Source organism: Campylobacter concisus, from assembly GCF_902460665.1.
GTDB classification, from domain to species: domain Bacteria; phylum Campylobacterota; class Campylobacteria; order Campylobacterales; family Campylobacteraceae; genus Campylobacter_A; species Campylobacter_A concisus_AL.
This window is the reverse complement of record NZ_CABPUR010000002.1, coordinates 277,307-294,686: the sequence shown is the minus strand read 5'-3', so window position 1 is coordinate 294,686 and position 17,380 is coordinate 277,307. Positions and strand designations below refer to the sequence as shown.

The window sequence follows — 17,380 nt, the reverse complement described above, 5'->3', positions numbered from 1 at the left end:
GAGTGATAATGAAAGAGATAAAAATAGCAACTAGAAAGAGTATCTTGGCGCTTTGGCAAAGCGAACATATCAAAGCCAGAATAGAATCAAAACATAACGATATAAAAGTTGAGCTTATTGGTATGAAGACAAAGGGCGATGTGATTCTTGATACGCCACTTGCAAAGATCGGTGGTAAGGGGCTTTTTACAAAGGAGCTTGAAGATAGCATGCTAAAAGGCGAGACTGACATCGCAGTACATAGCCTAAAGGATGTGCCAGTAGTCTTTCCAGAAGGGCTTAGACTAGCTGCCATTTGCTCACGTGAGGATACGAGAGATGCGATGATAAGCGAGAAATTTGCTAAATTTAGCGACTTGCCACATGGCGCAAAGGTTGGTACAACGAGCCTACGCCGCAAGATGCAGCTACTTATCATGAGGCCTGATCTTGAGATTATCTCGCTTCGTGGAAATGTACAAACTAGACTTAGAAAGCTAAAAGAGGGCGAATTTGACGCGATCATTTTGGCTATGGCTGGCATAAACCGCCTAAATTTAAAGGCTGAAGTGGCGCACATCTACACATTTGGCTTTGACGAGATGATACCTGCAATGGGGCAGGGTGCTCTTGGAATAGAAGCCAGAGATGAGAAGCAAATTTTAGATGAGATCTCTTTTTTAAATGATGAAAATGCAGTCATAGAAACGACCATAGAGCGTGACTTTGTGGGAGTTTTAGAGGGTGGCTGCCAAGTGCCAATAGGCATAAGTGCAAGGCTAAAAGGTGATGAAATTTCTATCGATGCGATCGTTGGTCTGCCTGATGGAAGCGAGTTTATAAAAGATAGCTTAAAGGTTAGCAAAGATAAATTTCAAAGCGTTGGCAAGGAGCTAGCTCATAAATTTATAGAAAAAGGGGCAAAAGAGCTTTTAAAACGCGCTGAAGAGATGGCTTAGAGTGTGTTTGAGCTAAAATTTAAAGCAAAAGCCCTAACCGCTACTAAAAATAGCAAAGACAACTACTATATGATCGGTCTTGCAGACGACAAATATGACTACAAAAACTACATAATCTTTCAAAGACCGATCAAACTAAAAAGTGATGACGACGAAAACGCCGACATAAACGGCCTATATGCTGAGTGTAATGGCGACGTTTGCTATAACGCTTGCAAAAAGGTGAAGATCACTGATAAGAGCATCATTTTTGAGGTGCAAGATAGCCTCATTTGCGTAGATACCGAGGATGTAAAGCTTAATGAGCGCTTTATGAAATATAGCAAAGAGATATTTGGCAAACTGCTAAAATGTAACATATCGGAGTAATTAAAAAATTTACTACCGTTTTCAAAACTGCTATGCTATCTAGTGTTTAATCTAACAAAAAAATTGTGATGAATTACTTTGAAAAGACGTAAGTATACTGGCGCCATACATAGGTGTGCGTTGAGCGCAAGTTTGCGGACATTACGACAATGGAGTATAAATTTAGTACTTGCGTCTATTTAAACGGCGAGATAATACCGCAAAGAATGCGTCCGAAACAGCGATCGATACTCTGATAGCTATCGGTGCGTGCGGCAAATAATAAATACCCGCTTTGCTTCGCCTTTTTCAGCTATTTTTGGCTAAAATCGCCCAAAAATCAAAAAGGCGAAATATGGACTACATCAAGCTTTTAAAAGAAAATAATCTGCTTCGTGTTATCGATGAGCCAACAGATATTGATCTTGAGATCGCACACGCAAGCTATATCGAGGTTAAGCGTGAGGGTTCGCAAGCGCTACTTTTTACAAACCCAGTCTGTAAAAAAACTGGGCGTAAATTTGCCCCTGTGCTTACAAATATCTATGGCTCAAAACGCGCACTTGAGCTTATATTTGGGCTAAATCCTGATGAGATTGCAGCCGAGATAGAAAAGCTTTTAAAGCCCAAAAAACCTGAAAATTTTAAAGAAAAGCTTGATTTTTTAGCCTATCTTTTTAGCATGAGAAAAATTTTTACTAAGAGATTAAAAGGTGAGGGTGAGTGCCAGCAGGTGAAATTTATAGGTGAGGATGCTGATTTGCTATCGCTTCCAGCACTAAAGACATGGCCGCATGACGGAGGTGCTTTTATCACTATGGGCCAGGTTTATACGCAAAGCTTGGATGGAAATTTGCAAAATTTAGGCATGTACCGCCTACAAATTTATGATAAAAATCGCCTTGGCATGCACTGGCAGATCCACAAAGACGGTGCAAATTTCTTTCACGAGTACAAGCGTGCAGGCAAAAAAATGCCAGTCTCTGTAGCCATTGGCGGCGATCCGCTTTATATTTGGTGCGGACAAGCGCCGCTTCCAAAGGGAGTTTTTGAACTTTTGCTTTATGGCTTTATCCGTAAAGAGCCAGCCAAACTTGTAAAATCCTTAACGAATGAAATTTACGTTCCGCACGATGCGGACTACGTGATAGAAGGTTTCGTGGATACGGCTAAGTGCGAGCTTGAAGGGCCATTTGGCGATCACACTGGCTTTTATACGCCTATCGAGCCTTTCCCAGTGATGGATGTAACGGCGATAACTAGCAAGCGTGAGCCAGTATTTCATGCGACTGTGGTTGGAAAGCCGCCACTTGAGGATAAATATATGGGCTGGGCGACTGAGCGGATTTTTTTGCCACTTTTGCGAACGACCGTGCCTGAACTACTGGACTACAATATGCCTGAAAATGGCGTCTTTCACAACCTAATCTTAGCCAAGATAAATACGCTCTATCCAGCTCATGCAAAGCAGGCTATGCACGCATTTTGGGGCGTTGGGCAGATGAGTTTTGTAAAACATGCCATTTTTGTTGGAGCCGATGCGCCTGAACTTAAAGATTATGATGAATTTACTAGCTTTGTTCTAAATCGTTTTGGTAGTCAGAGTGTGCTAATAAGCCAAGGTGTGTGCGACCAGCTCGATCACGCCAGCCCAAACTCGTGTTTTGGAGGTAAACTCGGCGTAGATGCGACGCAAGACTTTTGTAAATTTAGCCCTATGGTTTTAAGCGACAGTGAGCTTTTGGCTAAGTTTCAAAGTATAGCGCCAAATGTAAAAGAACTTAAGCAGTTTAAAACGGATACAAAAACGCCTATTTGTCTGGTGAAATTTGAAAAAGATTGTGTGGTAAAAGAGCTTTTTGACAAGCTTTTGACATTTAGAGATTTTTTCAAACTCCTTATCGTTGTGGATATGCAAAATCACCTTGAAAACCCATATATGCTACTTTGGCGTGTGACAAATAATATCGATGCTTTACGTGATATTTTCATAGATGGTGAAAATTTCTGCGTGGATGCGACGAGCAAGGACGAGCTAGAGGGATATACGCGTGGTTGGCCGTTACAAACGGATTGTGACCGCGAAGTAGTTGCTGATCTAATTAAGCGCGGTATCGTAAAAGATGAGCCAGAGTTGTTTAAAAAATTTGAAATATTTGGCTAGCTTTGAGGGGCTCAAGTAAATTTATAAATTTTGCTTTTTGCTGCGGATTTGAAATTTTTAATAAGACTTGCTTAATCAAATGCTAGTGTTTTTATGCTAATTTAAAAATAGCTTTTAGACTGGGTCTAAAAGCTTAATTTATTTTTAGCTCTCTTTTAAGAGCTTGCTTGCGAGCATATCGGCTTTTGCTTTATCTGTATCTTTTTTTACGGATTTATAAATTTTAGATATATAATTTTCCAAAACTTCGTGGCAAGATATTATTTTTTCATTTTCACTTCTTGCAACTTTTACGTATTCGCCGCTATTTTGTAGCTCAAAAGCTAGGTCGTTATCGCTTAGCTGAAGCTCTAAAATTTCAAGTAGTCTCTCTTGAAGTCTTGGCTCAAAAATAGGAGTCATAAGCTCTAAGCGACGCTCTAGATTTCGCGGCATCCAGTCAGCACTTGAGATGTAAATTTTTGGCTGAGCATGTTTAAAATATAAAATTCTAGCGTGCTCTAAGTATTTGCCAATGATCGAGCGAACTTTTATGTTTTCACTTTTACCTTTTATACCAGGCCTTAGTCCGCACACACCACGAACTATAAGATCGATCTTCACGCCTGCGTTTGATGCACGGCTAAGCTCATTTATCACATCTTCGTCGATTAGCGCATTCATTTTGGCAATGATCCTGCCCTCGCTTCCTTTGCTTGCCTCTACTCTTATCTTTTCGATAATGCGCTCTTTTATCTGAAAGGGCGACATGCTAAGAGCGTTTAGACGGCGATTTTTATTATATCCTGAGAGGATGTGAAAAAACGAAGTCGTATCTTGGCTAAATTCTTCTTTGCTCGTAAATAGACTAACGTCAGTATAAATTTTAGCTGAACTGCCGTTGTAGTTGCCAGTACCAAAGTGCATGTAAAATTTGAGTTTATCGCCGATTTGGCGAATGACCTGGCTAACTTTTGCATGCACCTTAAAGCCTGTGATGCCGTATATCACGTGCGCGCCTGCGTCTTCAAGTGCCTTTGCCCAGTGTAGGTTATTTTCTTCATCAAACCTTGCTTTTAGCTCAACCATCACAGTTACTTGCTTGCCGTCACTTGCGGCGTCTATTAGACTTTGAATTATTGGCGAACTTTTATCGACTCTATAAAGTGTCATTCGAATAGATATTACTTTTGGATCTTTGCTGGCTTCTTTGATAAAGCTTACAACTGGATCAAAACTCTCAAATGGATGCACTAAGAGCACGTCTTCTTTATCTATGGCATCAAACACCGAGATGCCATTGCCAAATGGTGGTAGTGTCTTTGGAACGTAAGGCGCATTTGCTAGGTGGGTAAAATTTTTGCTTCCAGCTATCTCCCAAAGCGAGCTAAGAGTGAGCGGAATACTTGAAAAATAGACATCTTTATGAAAAATTTTCATATGAAAATTTAAGAATTCCAAGATATCAGCGTCTACGTTTTTATCGATTTGCATACGAACAAAAGCCCCTTTTCTGCGAAGCTTTAGTCCTTGCTCAAGTATCATCATAAAATCATCCGCTTCTTCTTCTTCGATGACGATATCAGCGTTTCTTGTCACTCTAAAAGCAGCCGAGCTAAGTAGTTTATACCCTGGAAAAATTTCTTCTGCGTGGCGATGTACGATCGTTTCAATCGGCACAAAAACATTGCTACTTGGCTGTGTAAAACGTGGCAAGACTCTTGAAATTCTTATCATGCCGTATTTTAAAATTTCTGGATGCTCAATATCAGCAAGCTTAACTGCAAGAGAGAAGCTAAGGTTGTTTAGGTGCGGAAATGGATGAGTCGCATCGACAGCGATAGGCACGATAACTGGCAAGATATTTGAGAAAAAGTATTCGTCGCACTTTTGCTTCAAGCTATCATCAAGCTCGTCATAATTTTTTATAAAAAGCCCCTCTTTGCTAAGAGCATTTACTGTTTTTTTATAGTGATCTTCTACTAAATTTTGCTCATTTTGTAGATATTTTCTAATCTCTCTTAGCTGATCAAGTGGGCTCATGCCATCGCCACTGCTTGTAGTAGCTCCAGCTGCAAAGAGCTGCTTTAAGCCAGCGACTCTGATCATATAAAACTCGTCTAGATTTGTCATATAAATGGCTATAAATTTTAGCTTTTCAAGTAAAGGAATTTTCTTTTCACACTGAGCGAGTACCCTTGAATTAAAGCGTAGCCAGCTTAATTCTCGGTTTATAAAAAGAGTTTCATTTTCGCTCATCATCTTCTCCTTGTGCGTTTTTGAGTTATTTTACGATATGTGCGGTTATAAAGTTCTTACTTTATTTAAAATTTTGGTTACAATAAGCCAAAACTTAAATTTAAAGGCTTGTTATGTCTGATTATGTGATATTAGTTGGTATCTTTTTAGTGGCAGTCGTTGTTTTTGCGCTTATTAAAAAGATATCGTTTTAGCTTTTAAATTTCTCCCACCACAAATAAGCAAAGATGAGCCCAAAACCCTTGACTTTGCTCTCGTCGAAGGCAAATTTCATCATATCTTCTCGTTTTATGAAAACAAGCTCGATATCTTCGCCATCGATACCACCGCCAGAATTTACTTTCATACTCTCATCGATCTTTGCGTAAAACATAGTTTGTGTGTTGCCTCCAAAGCCAAAAGCACCGTATGTCATAGTGATACGCTCTATCTCTTTTAGCTTATAGCCCACTTCTTCGACCGCCTCTTCTCTAGCTGTTTGCTCTTCGCTAAGCCCTTTATCCATAAGCCCTGCGCAAAGCTCGTAAGTAAAGCCTTGCTCATTTGTTTTGATGCCTTCTTTTTCCTGCGAGTACCAAACAGCTGGGCGAAACTGCTTTACAAACAAAAAGGCATCTTTTTGCTCGTGATATAAAAAAATACTAACGCTATTCATCACTTTTACGCAGTCCCAGTCTCTTTGGATGCCATTTTGTATAAATTTCATCTTAAATGGTTTTAGATATTTTGACTCGCCAAGAGGCAGAATTTTTAAATTAGTTATAGTAGTATCCATTTTGCAAGTCCTAAAAAGCTAAAAAATCCTATCGCATCAGTAAAAGTAGTAAGAATGACGGCTGAGCCGACTGCAGGATCTATGTTAAAGCGCTTTAGCGTCAAAGGTATGATCGTGCCAAAAAAGCCAGCAAAGAATAAATTCGTAACCATGCTAAGCCCAATAACAACGCCAAGCATACCTTTGTCAAACCAAACAGAGGCGATTATGCCCATTACCACACCAAAGATTAGTCCATTTATGAGTGAAATACTAACCTCACGTTTTAGAACATTTTTGGCATCTTTAAACTCGATCTCACCAAGTGCTAGACGGCGAACCGTAACGGCAAGCGCTTGTGTGCCGGTATTTCCACCCATTGATGCAACTATTGGCATTAAAACAGCAAGAGCGACGTAGGCTGCGATTGTCTCGTCAAAAAGCCCGATTATAGATGAGCTAAAAAGAGCTGTTAGTAAATTTACACCAAGCCAAACCGCACGACCACGACCAGCCTTAAAAAGCGTATCGTCCTCTTCTGACTCGTCATCAACGCCGGCCAGGTTATAAATTTGCTCAGTTGCACTCTCTTGAATGTAGTCGTGGATGTCATCAGAAGTGATACGACCAAGCAAAATTCCAGTGCTACTAGTAACTGCAATAACGTTTAGATCGTACTCTTGAAACATATCAGCGACATTTTGCATAAGGTCCATATCATTTGCAACATGTGGCTTGTAGTGATCAATCTGCGCTGACTCGATATTTTGCTTTAGTGTCTTTGTAAAATCAAAAAGTATAAGATCTTCAAGCGGGATAGCGTATTGTAAAACGCCATTTTTATCGATAATAAAAAGCTGCGAGATATTTTCTAGCTTGCCTTCTTGCTTTTCTCGTCTAAGTCTTGCTACTGCATTGCCAAGCTTTTCTTCAAGGTGAGCCGAAAAAAGCTCTGTTTGCATGTGAGCACCGGCTCTATCTTCTTCGTAGCTTCTAAGTCTTAAAATTTCATTTTGGTTTTCTCTATCAAGCTCGTTAAAAAGCTCTCTAGCTTTATCCTCATCGATATCCTCGATGTATTGAAGCAAGTCAGTCGCATCATCGCTCTCTAGCTCTTCAAGTGCTTCTACGATCTTTTCGGCTGGAAGTTGTTCGATCACATCTTTTAGCATGTGATCAGGTAGCTCGATAGCAACATCGCCTAAAATTTCAGGATCTAGCTTTTCAAGATAGTGAGCAAAAAGCTCTTCGTCGTGCTTTTTAAGTGTTTTTAGGTGCTGGGCTAGCTCGTAAGGCGAGAGTTCGTTATCTTCTAAATTTTCATCTAAATGCTGATCTATCAGCTCTTTTGCTTCTTCTAGTTCTTGGCTCAAGTTTTACCTTTAAAATTCTATTACATTAGGGAAAAATTCCACTTTGTGATACTCTTTTTCATTGCTTAAAGCATTTTTTATTAACTCGTCATTTTTGCTAACAACTGCCTTAAATTTAGCTGATTCTTTCTTATCCTCTAGGCTTTTAACGACCTTTATTGCACTTTCTGGATTGATAGGTTTATTGTCCCTATAAAGACCAAAATGAAGGTGTGGCCCTGTGCTCATACCGCTTGTACCAACGTAGGCTATGAGCGTACCTTGCTTAACTTTTAGTCCGCCTTTTATGCCTTTAGCAAAGCCATTTAGGTGAGCATAAAGCGTTTCGTAGCCACCAGCGTGAGAGATGATGACGGTTCTGCCATATCCGCTTTTTTGTCCGACAAATTTAACCGTACCATCGCCTGCGGCTTTGATTGGTGTGCCTTTTGGAGCACCGTAGTCAACGCCAAGGTGCGCTCTATATCTTTGGAGAATAGGGTGCCATCTTTTTAGAGTAAAAGCTGATGTGATTCTGGCGTTTGCAAGAGGGCGGACTAGTAAAAATTTATCATTTTTCTTACCATTTTTATCATAAAATTTATCTTCAAATTTATACATAACATATCGTTTATTTTTCGTTTCTATCATCGCAGCATAGATTTCTGGAGTGCCAAAAGAGCGGCCCATGCGTATTTTTTGATTATAAACGATAGCGATCGTATCGCCTTTGTTTATCTTTTTAAAATCAATGCCACTTCCTTTAAAAATTTCTTTAAAGCCAAGAGCTAGCGTGCCAGAGCCAGTATAGTCAAAAATGTCCTCAGAGACTGATTTGTCCACCTTTAAGGCTAAAAATTTATCCTCGCTTTGATAAGAGATGGGAAGAAATTCGAGTTTAAATTTATCATTGTCATCTCTAAAAATATGCATTTGAAGCTCGTCACTAACAGGGATTAGTACTTGTTTGGTGTTGCCGTTGTCGTCTTTGTAAATTTGATACTTTGTGCCAGCGATGATCTCTTCTGTTAGTTCTTGATCTTCGGTTGCTAAGTTATAGTAAAGTGAAAGTGGGATTTTGTTTGTCTCTAAGAAATTTAAGAAGTTACTTCCATTTGGCCAGCTAAGCTCATCGATGCTTGGCTTTATAGCGTATAAATTTATAGATAATATTGCAAAAATTATAAAAATACGAGGCATTAATGTCCTTTTAAAAAGCTGGTGGGATTTTAACTAAAACTTGCTTTAATTTTGCAAAAGATAAAGCATTTTAGGCTATAATCGCTCTAAAAATTTAAACTTAGGAGATATTTTTGAAACGTATATTTGTGATTTTATCGCTAGTTTTTGGCTTTGCTTTTGGGGCTGATTTTTCTTTAAATGAGTATAGAACTCCTATAATTAGCGTCGATAGTGATGGCACAGCGACGATAGTTGATAGTCCAGAAATTTTAATCGGCTCAAGTGGTGTCGTACTTCATAAATTTGATACTGATAGCTCTATCATCGCAAGAGTTAGTGTTATCTCAAAAAATTCTGGCTTTGCTAAGATTAGATTTGAGGTGTTTGATCTGCTTGAGCAAAAGGCGCTCCCACTTCCAGGCATAGCACCTGCAAATGGCGATATGGTCGTGCTAAACTATCTTTATAACCGCTCATTAATCATCGTACCAAATAAAGAAATTTACGAAGAGATTACATCTGCGTTTCCAAATATGATATTTATCCACCCAGATATTATAGGAGCGTATCTAAGCTACGAATACAAGCCAAATCCAAGCAGAGATGACTTTAGAAAAATGTGTGCTCAAAGTGCAGCTGGTCTAATTTTCGTAGCGATGGATGGCAGAAGCGTTTTTGCTGATTGCCAAAGCTTTAAAGTACTAAAAGAATTTAAAAGTGGCGAGGTTGAGTACTATCAGCTACCATTTTATACAAGAGTTAGCGACATAGACACCGTCTTTTGGAAGCTAAATAGCGAGCACATCAACAACTACGACGCTCACTACGAAAAACTTTTTGAAGAAGATAACTGATAAATGAGCCGTTTGTCCTTAAGTAAGCAAAGCTTAAAAGAGTTTTTAAATTTACTCCCAACGCTTAAGGACAAAGAGCTCTTTTACTACGCTTCAAGCCTTAGTTTCCATACGATTTTATCGATCATTCCGATACTTCTTATATCGTTTTCTATCTTTACAAAACTGCCTAGTTTTGAGGACTATTACGCCAAAATTCAAGACTTTATCTTCTCGGCTCTTTTGCCAAGTAATCAAGAGATCATCTCAAACTATTTGCAAAATTTCTTACAAAATAGCGGAAATTTAGGCTTAGTTGGCTTTGTAGCGATGATATTTACATCAGCCATGTTTTTTAGCGACTATGAATATGTAGTTTTAAAAGTGACACGTGCAAGTAAGGCTAGAGGATTTTGGTCAGCACTTAGCTCGTATTGGACTCTTATCACGCTCGCGCCACTTGGTCTTGCTGGTAGTTTTTATCTTTCAAGCCTCATTCAAGAGATGCTAAACTCAAACGTGATCACAAACTCGATAAATTTTTTGAGCATATTCCCATATCTCATCATTTGGGCGATATTTTGCATCACATATCTCATCTCAGTAAATGACGAGATAAAGTTTAAAAGTGCATTTTTTAGCTCATTTGCCGCTTCGCTCGTTTGGTATATTGGCAAGTCGGCCTTTGTCTATTATGTCCTTTATAATAAAACCTATCTAAGCGTTTATGGCTCGTTTTCAGCAGTGCTTTTCTTCTTTGTCTGGATCTACATCTCGTGGATCATCTTTTTATATGGACTAAAGCTTTGCGCTTATCTCTCAAACAGCTCAAAATTTAAAAGATAAATTTAATAGTTCACACCAGCTAGCGTGATTTATATTATTTTATGTAAAATCTTATGTAAAATCAGCGTTTAAACTCGCAAATTTCTATCTTTATACCAAGCTCTTTACTAAATTTGCTAGCAGTCTTGGCCAGCTCATCTTTGTCAAAGCAGATAAGATCTATGTAAGATCGCATCTCGCCATTTGCTTCACCTATGATCTCGCAAATTTCACTCTCTTGTAGCGTATCTGAAATTTTATTTTTGCTATCAACGCCAAACTGTATGTCGCCACCGTGAGATATGGCTAAAAAGCAAAAATTTATGCCAAGCTCAAAAGCTTCGTTATAAGTATCGCTTGCGCCGTCGTAGTATTCGTTTAGTAGCTCGCTAAGAGATGTAAATCCTGTGAAAACGTCGTCACGTAGCTTGTTTGAACGAGGCTCTAGCTCGTAGACCATAAAATTCTTAAGCGGCTCCTTTGAGGCTTCTTTACCAAATTTTTCATCTATAAGATCGGCAAAGTCGATCAGTGGTATGCCTTTTTCTCTTGGCTTATCTATTATCTCAAACTCTCCAAGCATATTTATCATGATCATCTCACCAACTACGTTGTCACAAAGTATGAGCGATAATGTATATGCCTTATTTTCATCTTCGCTTTTAAGTTTGCTTAGAGTCTCGTTATATAGGTACATATCTACGCTTTTGTCGTTGAAATTTGCATAGACCATGACCTCATTTGCATCAACGCTTACGCCATACATCTGTATAGTAGCGACGTTTCGCGGTGCACGTGGCTTGCCAAGTGTACAAGTAAGCTTTGCTTCATACTCTTTTGGCATGCGCGACTTTATAAATTTAAGCCACAAAAGCCTATGTTTGAGTCCTTCTGGAGTGAGTACTAGATCGATCTTTCCATCAATAAGCCCTATCATAAAAGTTGGATCAACCAAACATAAATTTAGTGCCTCTTCGGTCATTTTGCTTGCAGCTTCAAAATTTTTATCTTCTAAATTTTGTTTGATGGCGTCTAAATTTTTGCCAAACTCGCTCCAAAATTTATCAACTCTGCTTGCAAAGCTAGAGCTCTTTTTAGAAAACCACATTTTTATCCTTGTTTATTAAAATTTTCAACATTTTTTTGCGTATAAATTTTCATCGATGGAAATTCTAAGGCACTTAGTTTATCATATCCTTCTTCATTAAAAACACATCCCGTATCGATATTTGCGCTATTTGTATAGAGCTTAGCCTCGCGCACTGGCGTATGTCCGTAGACATTAAATATGCCTTCAACTTGTATCATATCGCCTCTGCCTGATAGTACATGCCTTCTAAACTCATCTCTTGAGCTATCATCATCTCTTAAAGTCCAAAATTTGCCAACAGCCGAGTGCGAAACGACCAAATGCTCGCCATTTTGGTTTTTACACTCTTTAAACTCCAGATAAACTGGCCTTGTTTCTAAAAAATCCACATGCCTTTGCTTAAACTTCACACTTTGTCCAAGGTATGATCTATATGTCTCTTCTCCGCCGTTTCCAAAGAACCAGCTCCTGTCAAATGGCACTTTGTTGTTTAGAAATTCAAGTTTATTACTTAGCAGCCTGCGCTCATGATTTCCCATTACCATTTTATAGTTATTTTGTATGATAAGCTCGACTACATCGCAACTAAAAAGCCCCCGATCTATCACATCTCCGACAAAGCAAATTTGTGATTTTTCTTTGTCTGGAAACTGCTTGATAAGCTCTAAAAGCGTGTTAAAACAGCCGTGCACATCGCCTATGATATAAATTTGCTCGCTCAATTTTTCTCCTTTGTGCCAAATTTTAGTCTATTAAGCTTAAAAATGTAGTGTTAAGAAAACACTTTTGTATAGTTGTACTATATTGGCGTAATGCTAGCGATATATTAAAGTTAAAACCTAGTAAAAGATATTTAAAATTTAAGGAATTTAAAGTAGAAGGGAGCCTAAGCTCCCTAAAATCATTGTGCGTAAAAGCCGCTAACCTTGCCGGTTAGGTCGATCATTATGTTTTTCATTTGAGTGTAGTGCTCAAGTATGATTTTGTGTGTTTCGCGGCCGATACCTGAGTTTTTATATCCGCCAAATGGGCTTCCTGCTGGGATTTGGTTGTAGGTGTTGATCCAGACTCTACCAGTCTCCATAGACCTTGCAACACGAAGTGCCTTTGTGATGTCTTGTGTGAAAATTCCGCCACCTAGGCCGTATTCGCTATCATTTACCATTTTGATAAGCTCGGCTTCATCTTTAAATTTAATGACAACACCAACTGGACCAAAAATTTCTTCTTGCGCCACTCTCATATCATTTGTCACATCAACTAACAACGTTGGCTCGACAAATGCGCCCTTGTCGCAACCATTTGCAGTGTAGGCTTTGCCACCGACTGCCACTTTTGCGCCTTCTTTTTTGCCGATCTCGATGTAGTTTAAAATTTGCTCAGCTTGTTTTTTATTGATTTGTGAGCCCATTTGAGTGCTAGGATCAAGCGGATCGCCAACTTTTATGGTGCTAAATTTCTTAACCGCAGCCTCTATAAATTTGTCATAAAAGCTCTCTTCTACGAAAATTCTTGAACCTGCGCAGCAAACTTGACCTTGGTTAAACAAAATTCCAAGCTGAAGGCCATCAAGCGCTTTGTCTAAATTTGCGTCGCTAAAGAAGATATTTGCGCTCTTTCCGCCAAGCTCAAGTGTGGCTGGGATGATACGACGAGCCGCAGCTATGGCGATATCTCGGCCGATCTCGGTTGAGCCAGTAAATGCTAGCTTGTCAAGGCCTGGATGGTTTTTGATCCACTCGCCGCTCTTGCTGCCTTTACCAGTTATGATATTTATAAGGCCTTTTGGCAAAATTTTATCTATCAGCCTAAATAGCTCAAGCACGCTTAGGCTTGTCTCACTTGAAGGTTTAAATACGCTCGCATCGCCTGCTGCGATCACTGGAGCTAGCTTCCAAGCTGCCATCAAAAATGGAAAATTCCAAGGTACGATCTGACCCACAACACCTATTGGCTCGCGTAAAACGATAGAGAGCTGCTTCTCATCAAGTACGTTTGCACTGCCTTCTTCACCCATGATAACGCCAGCAAAGTACCTAAAATGCTCGGCTGCAAAAGGAATATCAACATTTAGCGTCTCTCTAATCGGCTTGCCGTTGTCCATGCTTTCAACTTTTGCCAAGTGCTCTTTGTTTTCATCGATGATATCAGCGATCTTGTTTAGTAGCTTTGCACGCTCGCTAATTGTAGTGTGTTTAAATTTCTTAAAAGCCTCACGTGCAGCACGAACTGCGTCATTTACATCTTCTTCGGTAGCATCAGCGATCTTTGCAAGGTGCTCGCCGTTTGCTGGATTTTTTGCATCAAGTGTAGCGCCGTCTTTTGCGTCGCGCCACTCACCATTTATGAAAAGCCCATATTTTTCTAGTAGTTTCATACTTTTCTCCTCGATTAAGATTTTGTAAAAGGATTATAATATTAATAAAATTTATCAAAAATAAATTTTGGACATAAATTATCTTTTTTAATAAATTTTATTATTTAAAGTAGGATTATTTTAAAATTTAACTTTGCCAAGAGAGCAAAAACGTAGTCTCGCCATCAAGTTCGCTTTGGCACTTTACTTCGATACCATTTTTTATGCAGCAGCTTTTTACTAGACTTAGTCCTATGCCAAAGCCACCCTGATCGTCGTTAAATCTCGTGTAGCGGTCAAAAATTTTCATCTGATCCTCTTTGCTGATGCCTCGACCGGCGTTGCTTATGCTAAAGAAATTTGGCTCTAAAGTGATGTGTACTTTTGAATTTGGCGCTGCATATTTGGAGGCGTTGCTAAGAAGGTTGTCTAAAATTTTGCTCACATCCCCAAGATCTGCATTTATAAAGCTTGGCTTTAGGCTAGTATCTATCTCAAGCCCGCGTTTGGCAAAAAATGGCGAGAAATAGTTCAGTCTTTGTGTGGTTAGTAAATTTAGATCTATGATCTCTTTTTTGCTAGGCTTATCTAGGTTAAAGCTTAGATGAACGAGCGCGTCATAAATGTTATTTAGGCTCTTTGCGGCAAGACTGATATTATTAAAACGCTTTAAATTTCGCTCATTTAGGTTGTCAAGATCGGCTGTTTCTATGCTCATCGAGATGACGCTTAGAGGTGTATTTATCTCGTGTGTTGAGTCTTTTATAAAGCGGTTTAGCGTATCTATCTTTTCATAAAGCGGTCTTAGGCTTAGTTTTGCGAGGTAAAAGGCGACAAAGAGCAGGGCAAAAAAGAAAAAGAGCGCCTTTAGCGTGGTTGAAATTTGTAAAGATAAAATTTCAGCCTTGATATCTTTGCCAACTAGAAAAATATCTGCGTGTGAGAGCTCGTCTGTGGTGTTGTCGTCCATGTATTGGATCTTTTCAAATATCGCGACCTTGCCGCTGATCAAATTTATATTTTTGCTTTTGTCGATTTTTTGACAGTCAAAGTCTTTATAAATTTTCTCACCATTTTTTAGCACGATGCAAGCATGCACGCCTTTTTCTTTTGTTAGACTTGAAATTGAGTCAAGTCCATTCATTCTAGCTTTCATGTAAATGCCCATTTTTATCTCTTTTAAAGACTTCACCTCGTTTAAAATGAGCGTTTCTTTTTTGTTTTTATAGTCGTGTATGAAAAAATATCCTAAAAATAGCACAGTGCTAACAAGATAGAGGGATAAAATTTTAAATAAAATTTGCGTCTTTTCAGACATAGACATAGCCGTCCCCACGCCTATTTAAAATGGCATCTTTGCCTAAAATTTGGCGTAAATTTTTTATATAGACACGAAGGCTAAGCTCGCTTGGCTCCTCGTCAAATTTCCAAATTTTATTAAAAATTTCATCTTTGGTTAAAATTTTGCCTTTGTTTTGCAAAAATAGGGCGAGTAGGTCGCTCTCTTTACTAGAGATATTTACGTTTTTACCATCTTTACTTAGTGTTTTGCTCTGTGGATGAAAGCTAAATTCGCTTGAAATTTTGATCGCATCGCCACTGTGATGTGAGAAATTTCTCTTTAGAAGTGCTTGTATACGCATGAGTAGTTCTTTTAACTCAAATGGCTTTTTTAGATAGTCGTCGCAGCCACTTTTGTAGCCTTTTTCAAGATCATCAATGGTATTTAGCGAGGTGGTAAAGATGCTAGGTGCGCTAACACCTAGCTCTCTTAAGGAAGAAAGAAGTGAAAAGCCATCTCCTTGTGGGAGTTTGACGTCAAGTATAAGCAGGTCGAAATTTTGCTCGTAGGCGAGATCAAGCGCTTCTTTGGCATTATCTGAAGTAGTGACCTCATAGCCATTTTCGACTAGATATTCACTGATGAGATCAAGTAAAATTTCATCATCTTCAACGAGCAAAATTCTAACCATTAAGCACCTTTACATGCCTTTTTTCATTTCGTCTTTTTTCATACCCATGTCGTCTTTCTTCATTTCATCTTTCATGCCCATGTCGTCTTTTTTCATTTCATCTTTTTTTATCATGGGTTTTTTGCCCATGTCATCTTTCATCATCTGCTCTTTCTTCATCATCTCGTCTTTGCCCATGTCATCTTTTTTCATCATTTCAGTAGCATTTGCAAGACCACCAAGCATAAACATAGCACCAAGTGCAACTAGTAGTAATTTCTTCATAACGTCTCCTTTAAATGAAATATGATGAAATACTATCTCTTTAGTGTTAAGTGAGTGTGAATTTACGCAAATACAAAATATATAACTGGAAGCGTGATAAATGAAAATAGCACGCCTATGGCCACTGATGAGATGGCTAGTGAACTATCAAGGCCAGCTTTTATGACCATCGCACTTGCAAGGGCTGATGTTGGCATCGCACATTGAAAGAGACCAACGACCCAAGTTTTGTTCATCTGGATACCTGAAAATTTTAATATGATGAAAAATACGATAGCTGGCAAGATCATCTTACATAAAAGCACGACACTAACGCCTTTATATGAGCTTGTGATGCTGCTAAAGTTAAGACCAACACCGATCGCAAAAAGTGCCACTGGAGTGACGCTGCCTTCAAACATCCTAAGTGGCGCAAAGATAAAATCTGGAAGTGGGACTTCTTTTAAGATAAGAGCCATAATAAGCGCGATAAATGGTGGAAATTTTAAAATTTTCATTGTATTTTGAAATAGCGAAACCTTCTCAGGTGCAGCAAAAGAGAGAATAAGTGGCCCAAGGATCGAAAGTGGGATGCCAGTGGCTATTTGATCGTAAAAGATGACTTCATTTACCATCGCATCGCCAAAGAAGCCTTGAATGACAGGCATACCGACAAATAGGGTATTACCAAAAAGGCTTAGCATGACCATACTAACAGTTGTTACTTTAGTAAATTTGAAGATCTTGCCAAGTACCAATGCCATGACAGCACTGATAGCTGTTGAGCCAAAGCCAATTAAAATTGTATTTATGAGCGAAACATCGACGTTTACGTGATAAATTTTGTCAAAGATTAGCGCAGGCATTGCAAAACAAAGGACAAAATCCACAAATGGGATCGAGTGCTTTTGCTCAACAATGCCGACTTTTTTAGCAAAAAAACCAGTTGCGATTATGAAAAAAATTGCAAAAAGTGGAGTAAAGTTCATAGCATTCTCTTTATAAATCTAAATTTTTACGGAAAATTGATTATAGGACCCATAAGATTAAATTACAATAAACCTTTTTTAAAATTTGCTCTTAA

At 38.8% G+C, this 17,380-nt stretch carries 15 protein-coding genes and 1 pseudogene; 5 read left to right on the top strand and 11 right to left on the bottom strand.

Going from position 1 to position 17,380, the window contains the following annotated elements:
- The first annotated feature begins 8 nt into the window (after window positions 1–8).
- The 3 genes from hemC (at window position 9) to F3G66_RS04785 (ending at window position 3,450) form a co-directional block, all read left to right on the top strand.
- The gene (hemC, locus tag F3G66_RS04795) at window positions 9–938 is read left to right on the top strand and encodes a hydroxymethylbilane synthase (RefSeq protein WP_149707323.1); all 930 of its coding nucleotides are present in this window, start codon (window positions 9–11) and stop codon (window positions 936–938) included.
- 3 nt (window positions 939–941) lie between these two features.
- Window positions 942–1,307 carry an Imm10 family immunity protein gene (locus F3G66_RS04790; protein WP_149707322.1) on the top strand — a complete coding sequence of 122 codons (366 nt, stop codon included), beginning with the start codon at window positions 942–944 and terminating at the stop codon, window positions 1,305–1,307.
- 334 nt (window positions 1,308–1,641) lie between these two features.
- A complete protein-coding gene (locus F3G66_RS04785; RefSeq protein ID WP_149707321.1) occupies window positions 1,642–3,450 on the top strand; it encodes a menaquinone biosynthesis decarboxylase in 1,809 nt (602 codons plus the stop codon).
- A gap of 144 nt (window positions 3,451–3,594) precedes the next feature.
- On the opposite strand, the pseudogene F3G66_RS04780 reads toward F3G66_RS04785, so the two are convergent.
- From F3G66_RS04780 to F3G66_RS04765, 4 genes and pseudogenes are all read right to left on the bottom strand, one after another.
- Window positions 3,595–5,700 (bottom strand): annotated as a pseudogene (locus F3G66_RS04780) (RNA degradosome polyphosphate kinase); the annotation flags it as partial.
- 178 nt (window positions 5,701–5,878) lie between these two features.
- Window positions 5,879–6,463: an NUDIX domain-containing protein gene (locus F3G66_RS04775; protein ID WP_149707319.1), complete on the bottom strand. Its 585-nt coding sequence runs from the start codon at window positions 6,461–6,463 to the stop codon at window positions 5,879–5,881.
- Window positions 6,448–7,815, bottom strand: coding sequence for a magnesium transporter (gene mgtE, locus F3G66_RS04770; protein ID WP_149707318.1), 1,368 nt, complete (start codon window positions 7,813–7,815; stop codon window positions 6,448–6,450). Before mgtE ends, F3G66_RS04775 begins: the two co-directional genes overlap by 16 nt.
- A 9-nt stretch (window positions 7,816–7,824) precedes the next feature.
- A complete protein-coding gene (locus tag F3G66_RS04765; RefSeq protein WP_149707317.1) occupies window positions 7,825–8,994 on the bottom strand; it encodes a peptidoglycan DD-metalloendopeptidase family protein in 1,170 nt (389 codons plus the stop codon).
- A 113-nt stretch (window positions 8,995–9,107) separates the two neighbouring features.
- Here F3G66_RS04765 and F3G66_RS04760 point away from each other — a divergent pair, with 113 nt between their 5' ends.
- Together F3G66_RS04760 and F3G66_RS04755 are read left to right on the top strand one after the other, a co-directional pair.
- Window positions 9,108–9,830, top strand: a complete 723-nt coding sequence (locus F3G66_RS04760; protein WP_021090557.1) for a plasminogen-binding N-terminal domain-containing protein — start codon at window positions 9,108–9,110, stop codon at window positions 9,828–9,830.
- 3 nt (window positions 9,831–9,833) lie between these two features.
- Window positions 9,834–10,655 (top strand): YihY family inner membrane protein, encoded by an 822-nt coding sequence (locus F3G66_RS04755; protein ID WP_149707316.1) that lies wholly within the window; start codon window positions 9,834–9,836, stop codon window positions 10,653–10,655.
- Between the two features lie 61 nt (window positions 10,656–10,716).
- Here F3G66_RS04755 and F3G66_RS04750 read toward each other — a convergent pair whose 3' ends face one another.
- The 7 genes from F3G66_RS04750 to F3G66_RS04720 form a co-directional block, all read right to left on the bottom strand.
- Window positions 10,717–11,742, bottom strand: a complete 1,026-nt coding sequence (locus tag F3G66_RS04750; RefSeq protein WP_149707315.1) for a hypothetical protein — start codon at window positions 11,740–11,742, stop codon at window positions 10,717–10,719.
- Window positions 11,743–11,744: 2 nt separating this feature from the next.
- Window positions 11,745–12,446, bottom strand: coding sequence for a metallophosphoesterase (locus tag F3G66_RS04745; protein ID WP_149707314.1), 702 nt, complete (start codon window positions 12,444–12,446; stop codon window positions 11,745–11,747).
- Between the two features lie 179 nt (window positions 12,447–12,625).
- Window positions 12,626–14,101, bottom strand: coding sequence for an aldehyde dehydrogenase family protein (locus tag F3G66_RS04740; RefSeq protein WP_103623993.1), 1,476 nt, complete (start codon window positions 14,099–14,101; stop codon window positions 12,626–12,628).
- Window positions 14,102–14,228: 127 nt separating this feature from the next.
- Window positions 14,229–15,398, bottom strand: coding sequence for a sensor histidine kinase (locus tag F3G66_RS04735; protein ID WP_149707313.1), 1,170 nt, complete (start codon window positions 15,396–15,398; stop codon window positions 14,229–14,231).
- Window positions 15,391–16,053 carry a response regulator transcription factor gene (locus F3G66_RS04730; RefSeq protein WP_149707312.1) on the bottom strand — a complete coding sequence of 221 codons (663 nt, stop codon included), beginning with the start codon at window positions 16,051–16,053 and terminating at the stop codon, window positions 15,391–15,393. Before F3G66_RS04730 ends, F3G66_RS04735 begins: the two co-directional genes overlap by 8 nt.
- A gap of 9 nt (window positions 16,054–16,062) precedes the next feature.
- Window positions 16,063–16,317, bottom strand: coding sequence for a pyruvate kinase (locus F3G66_RS04725; RefSeq protein WP_054196512.1), 255 nt, complete (start codon window positions 16,315–16,317; stop codon window positions 16,063–16,065).
- Between the two features lie 62 nt (window positions 16,318–16,379).
- Window positions 16,380–17,285, bottom strand: coding sequence for an AEC family transporter (locus F3G66_RS04720; RefSeq protein ID WP_103589407.1), 906 nt, complete (start codon window positions 17,283–17,285; stop codon window positions 16,380–16,382).
- Window positions 17,286–17,380 lie beyond the last annotated feature (95 nt).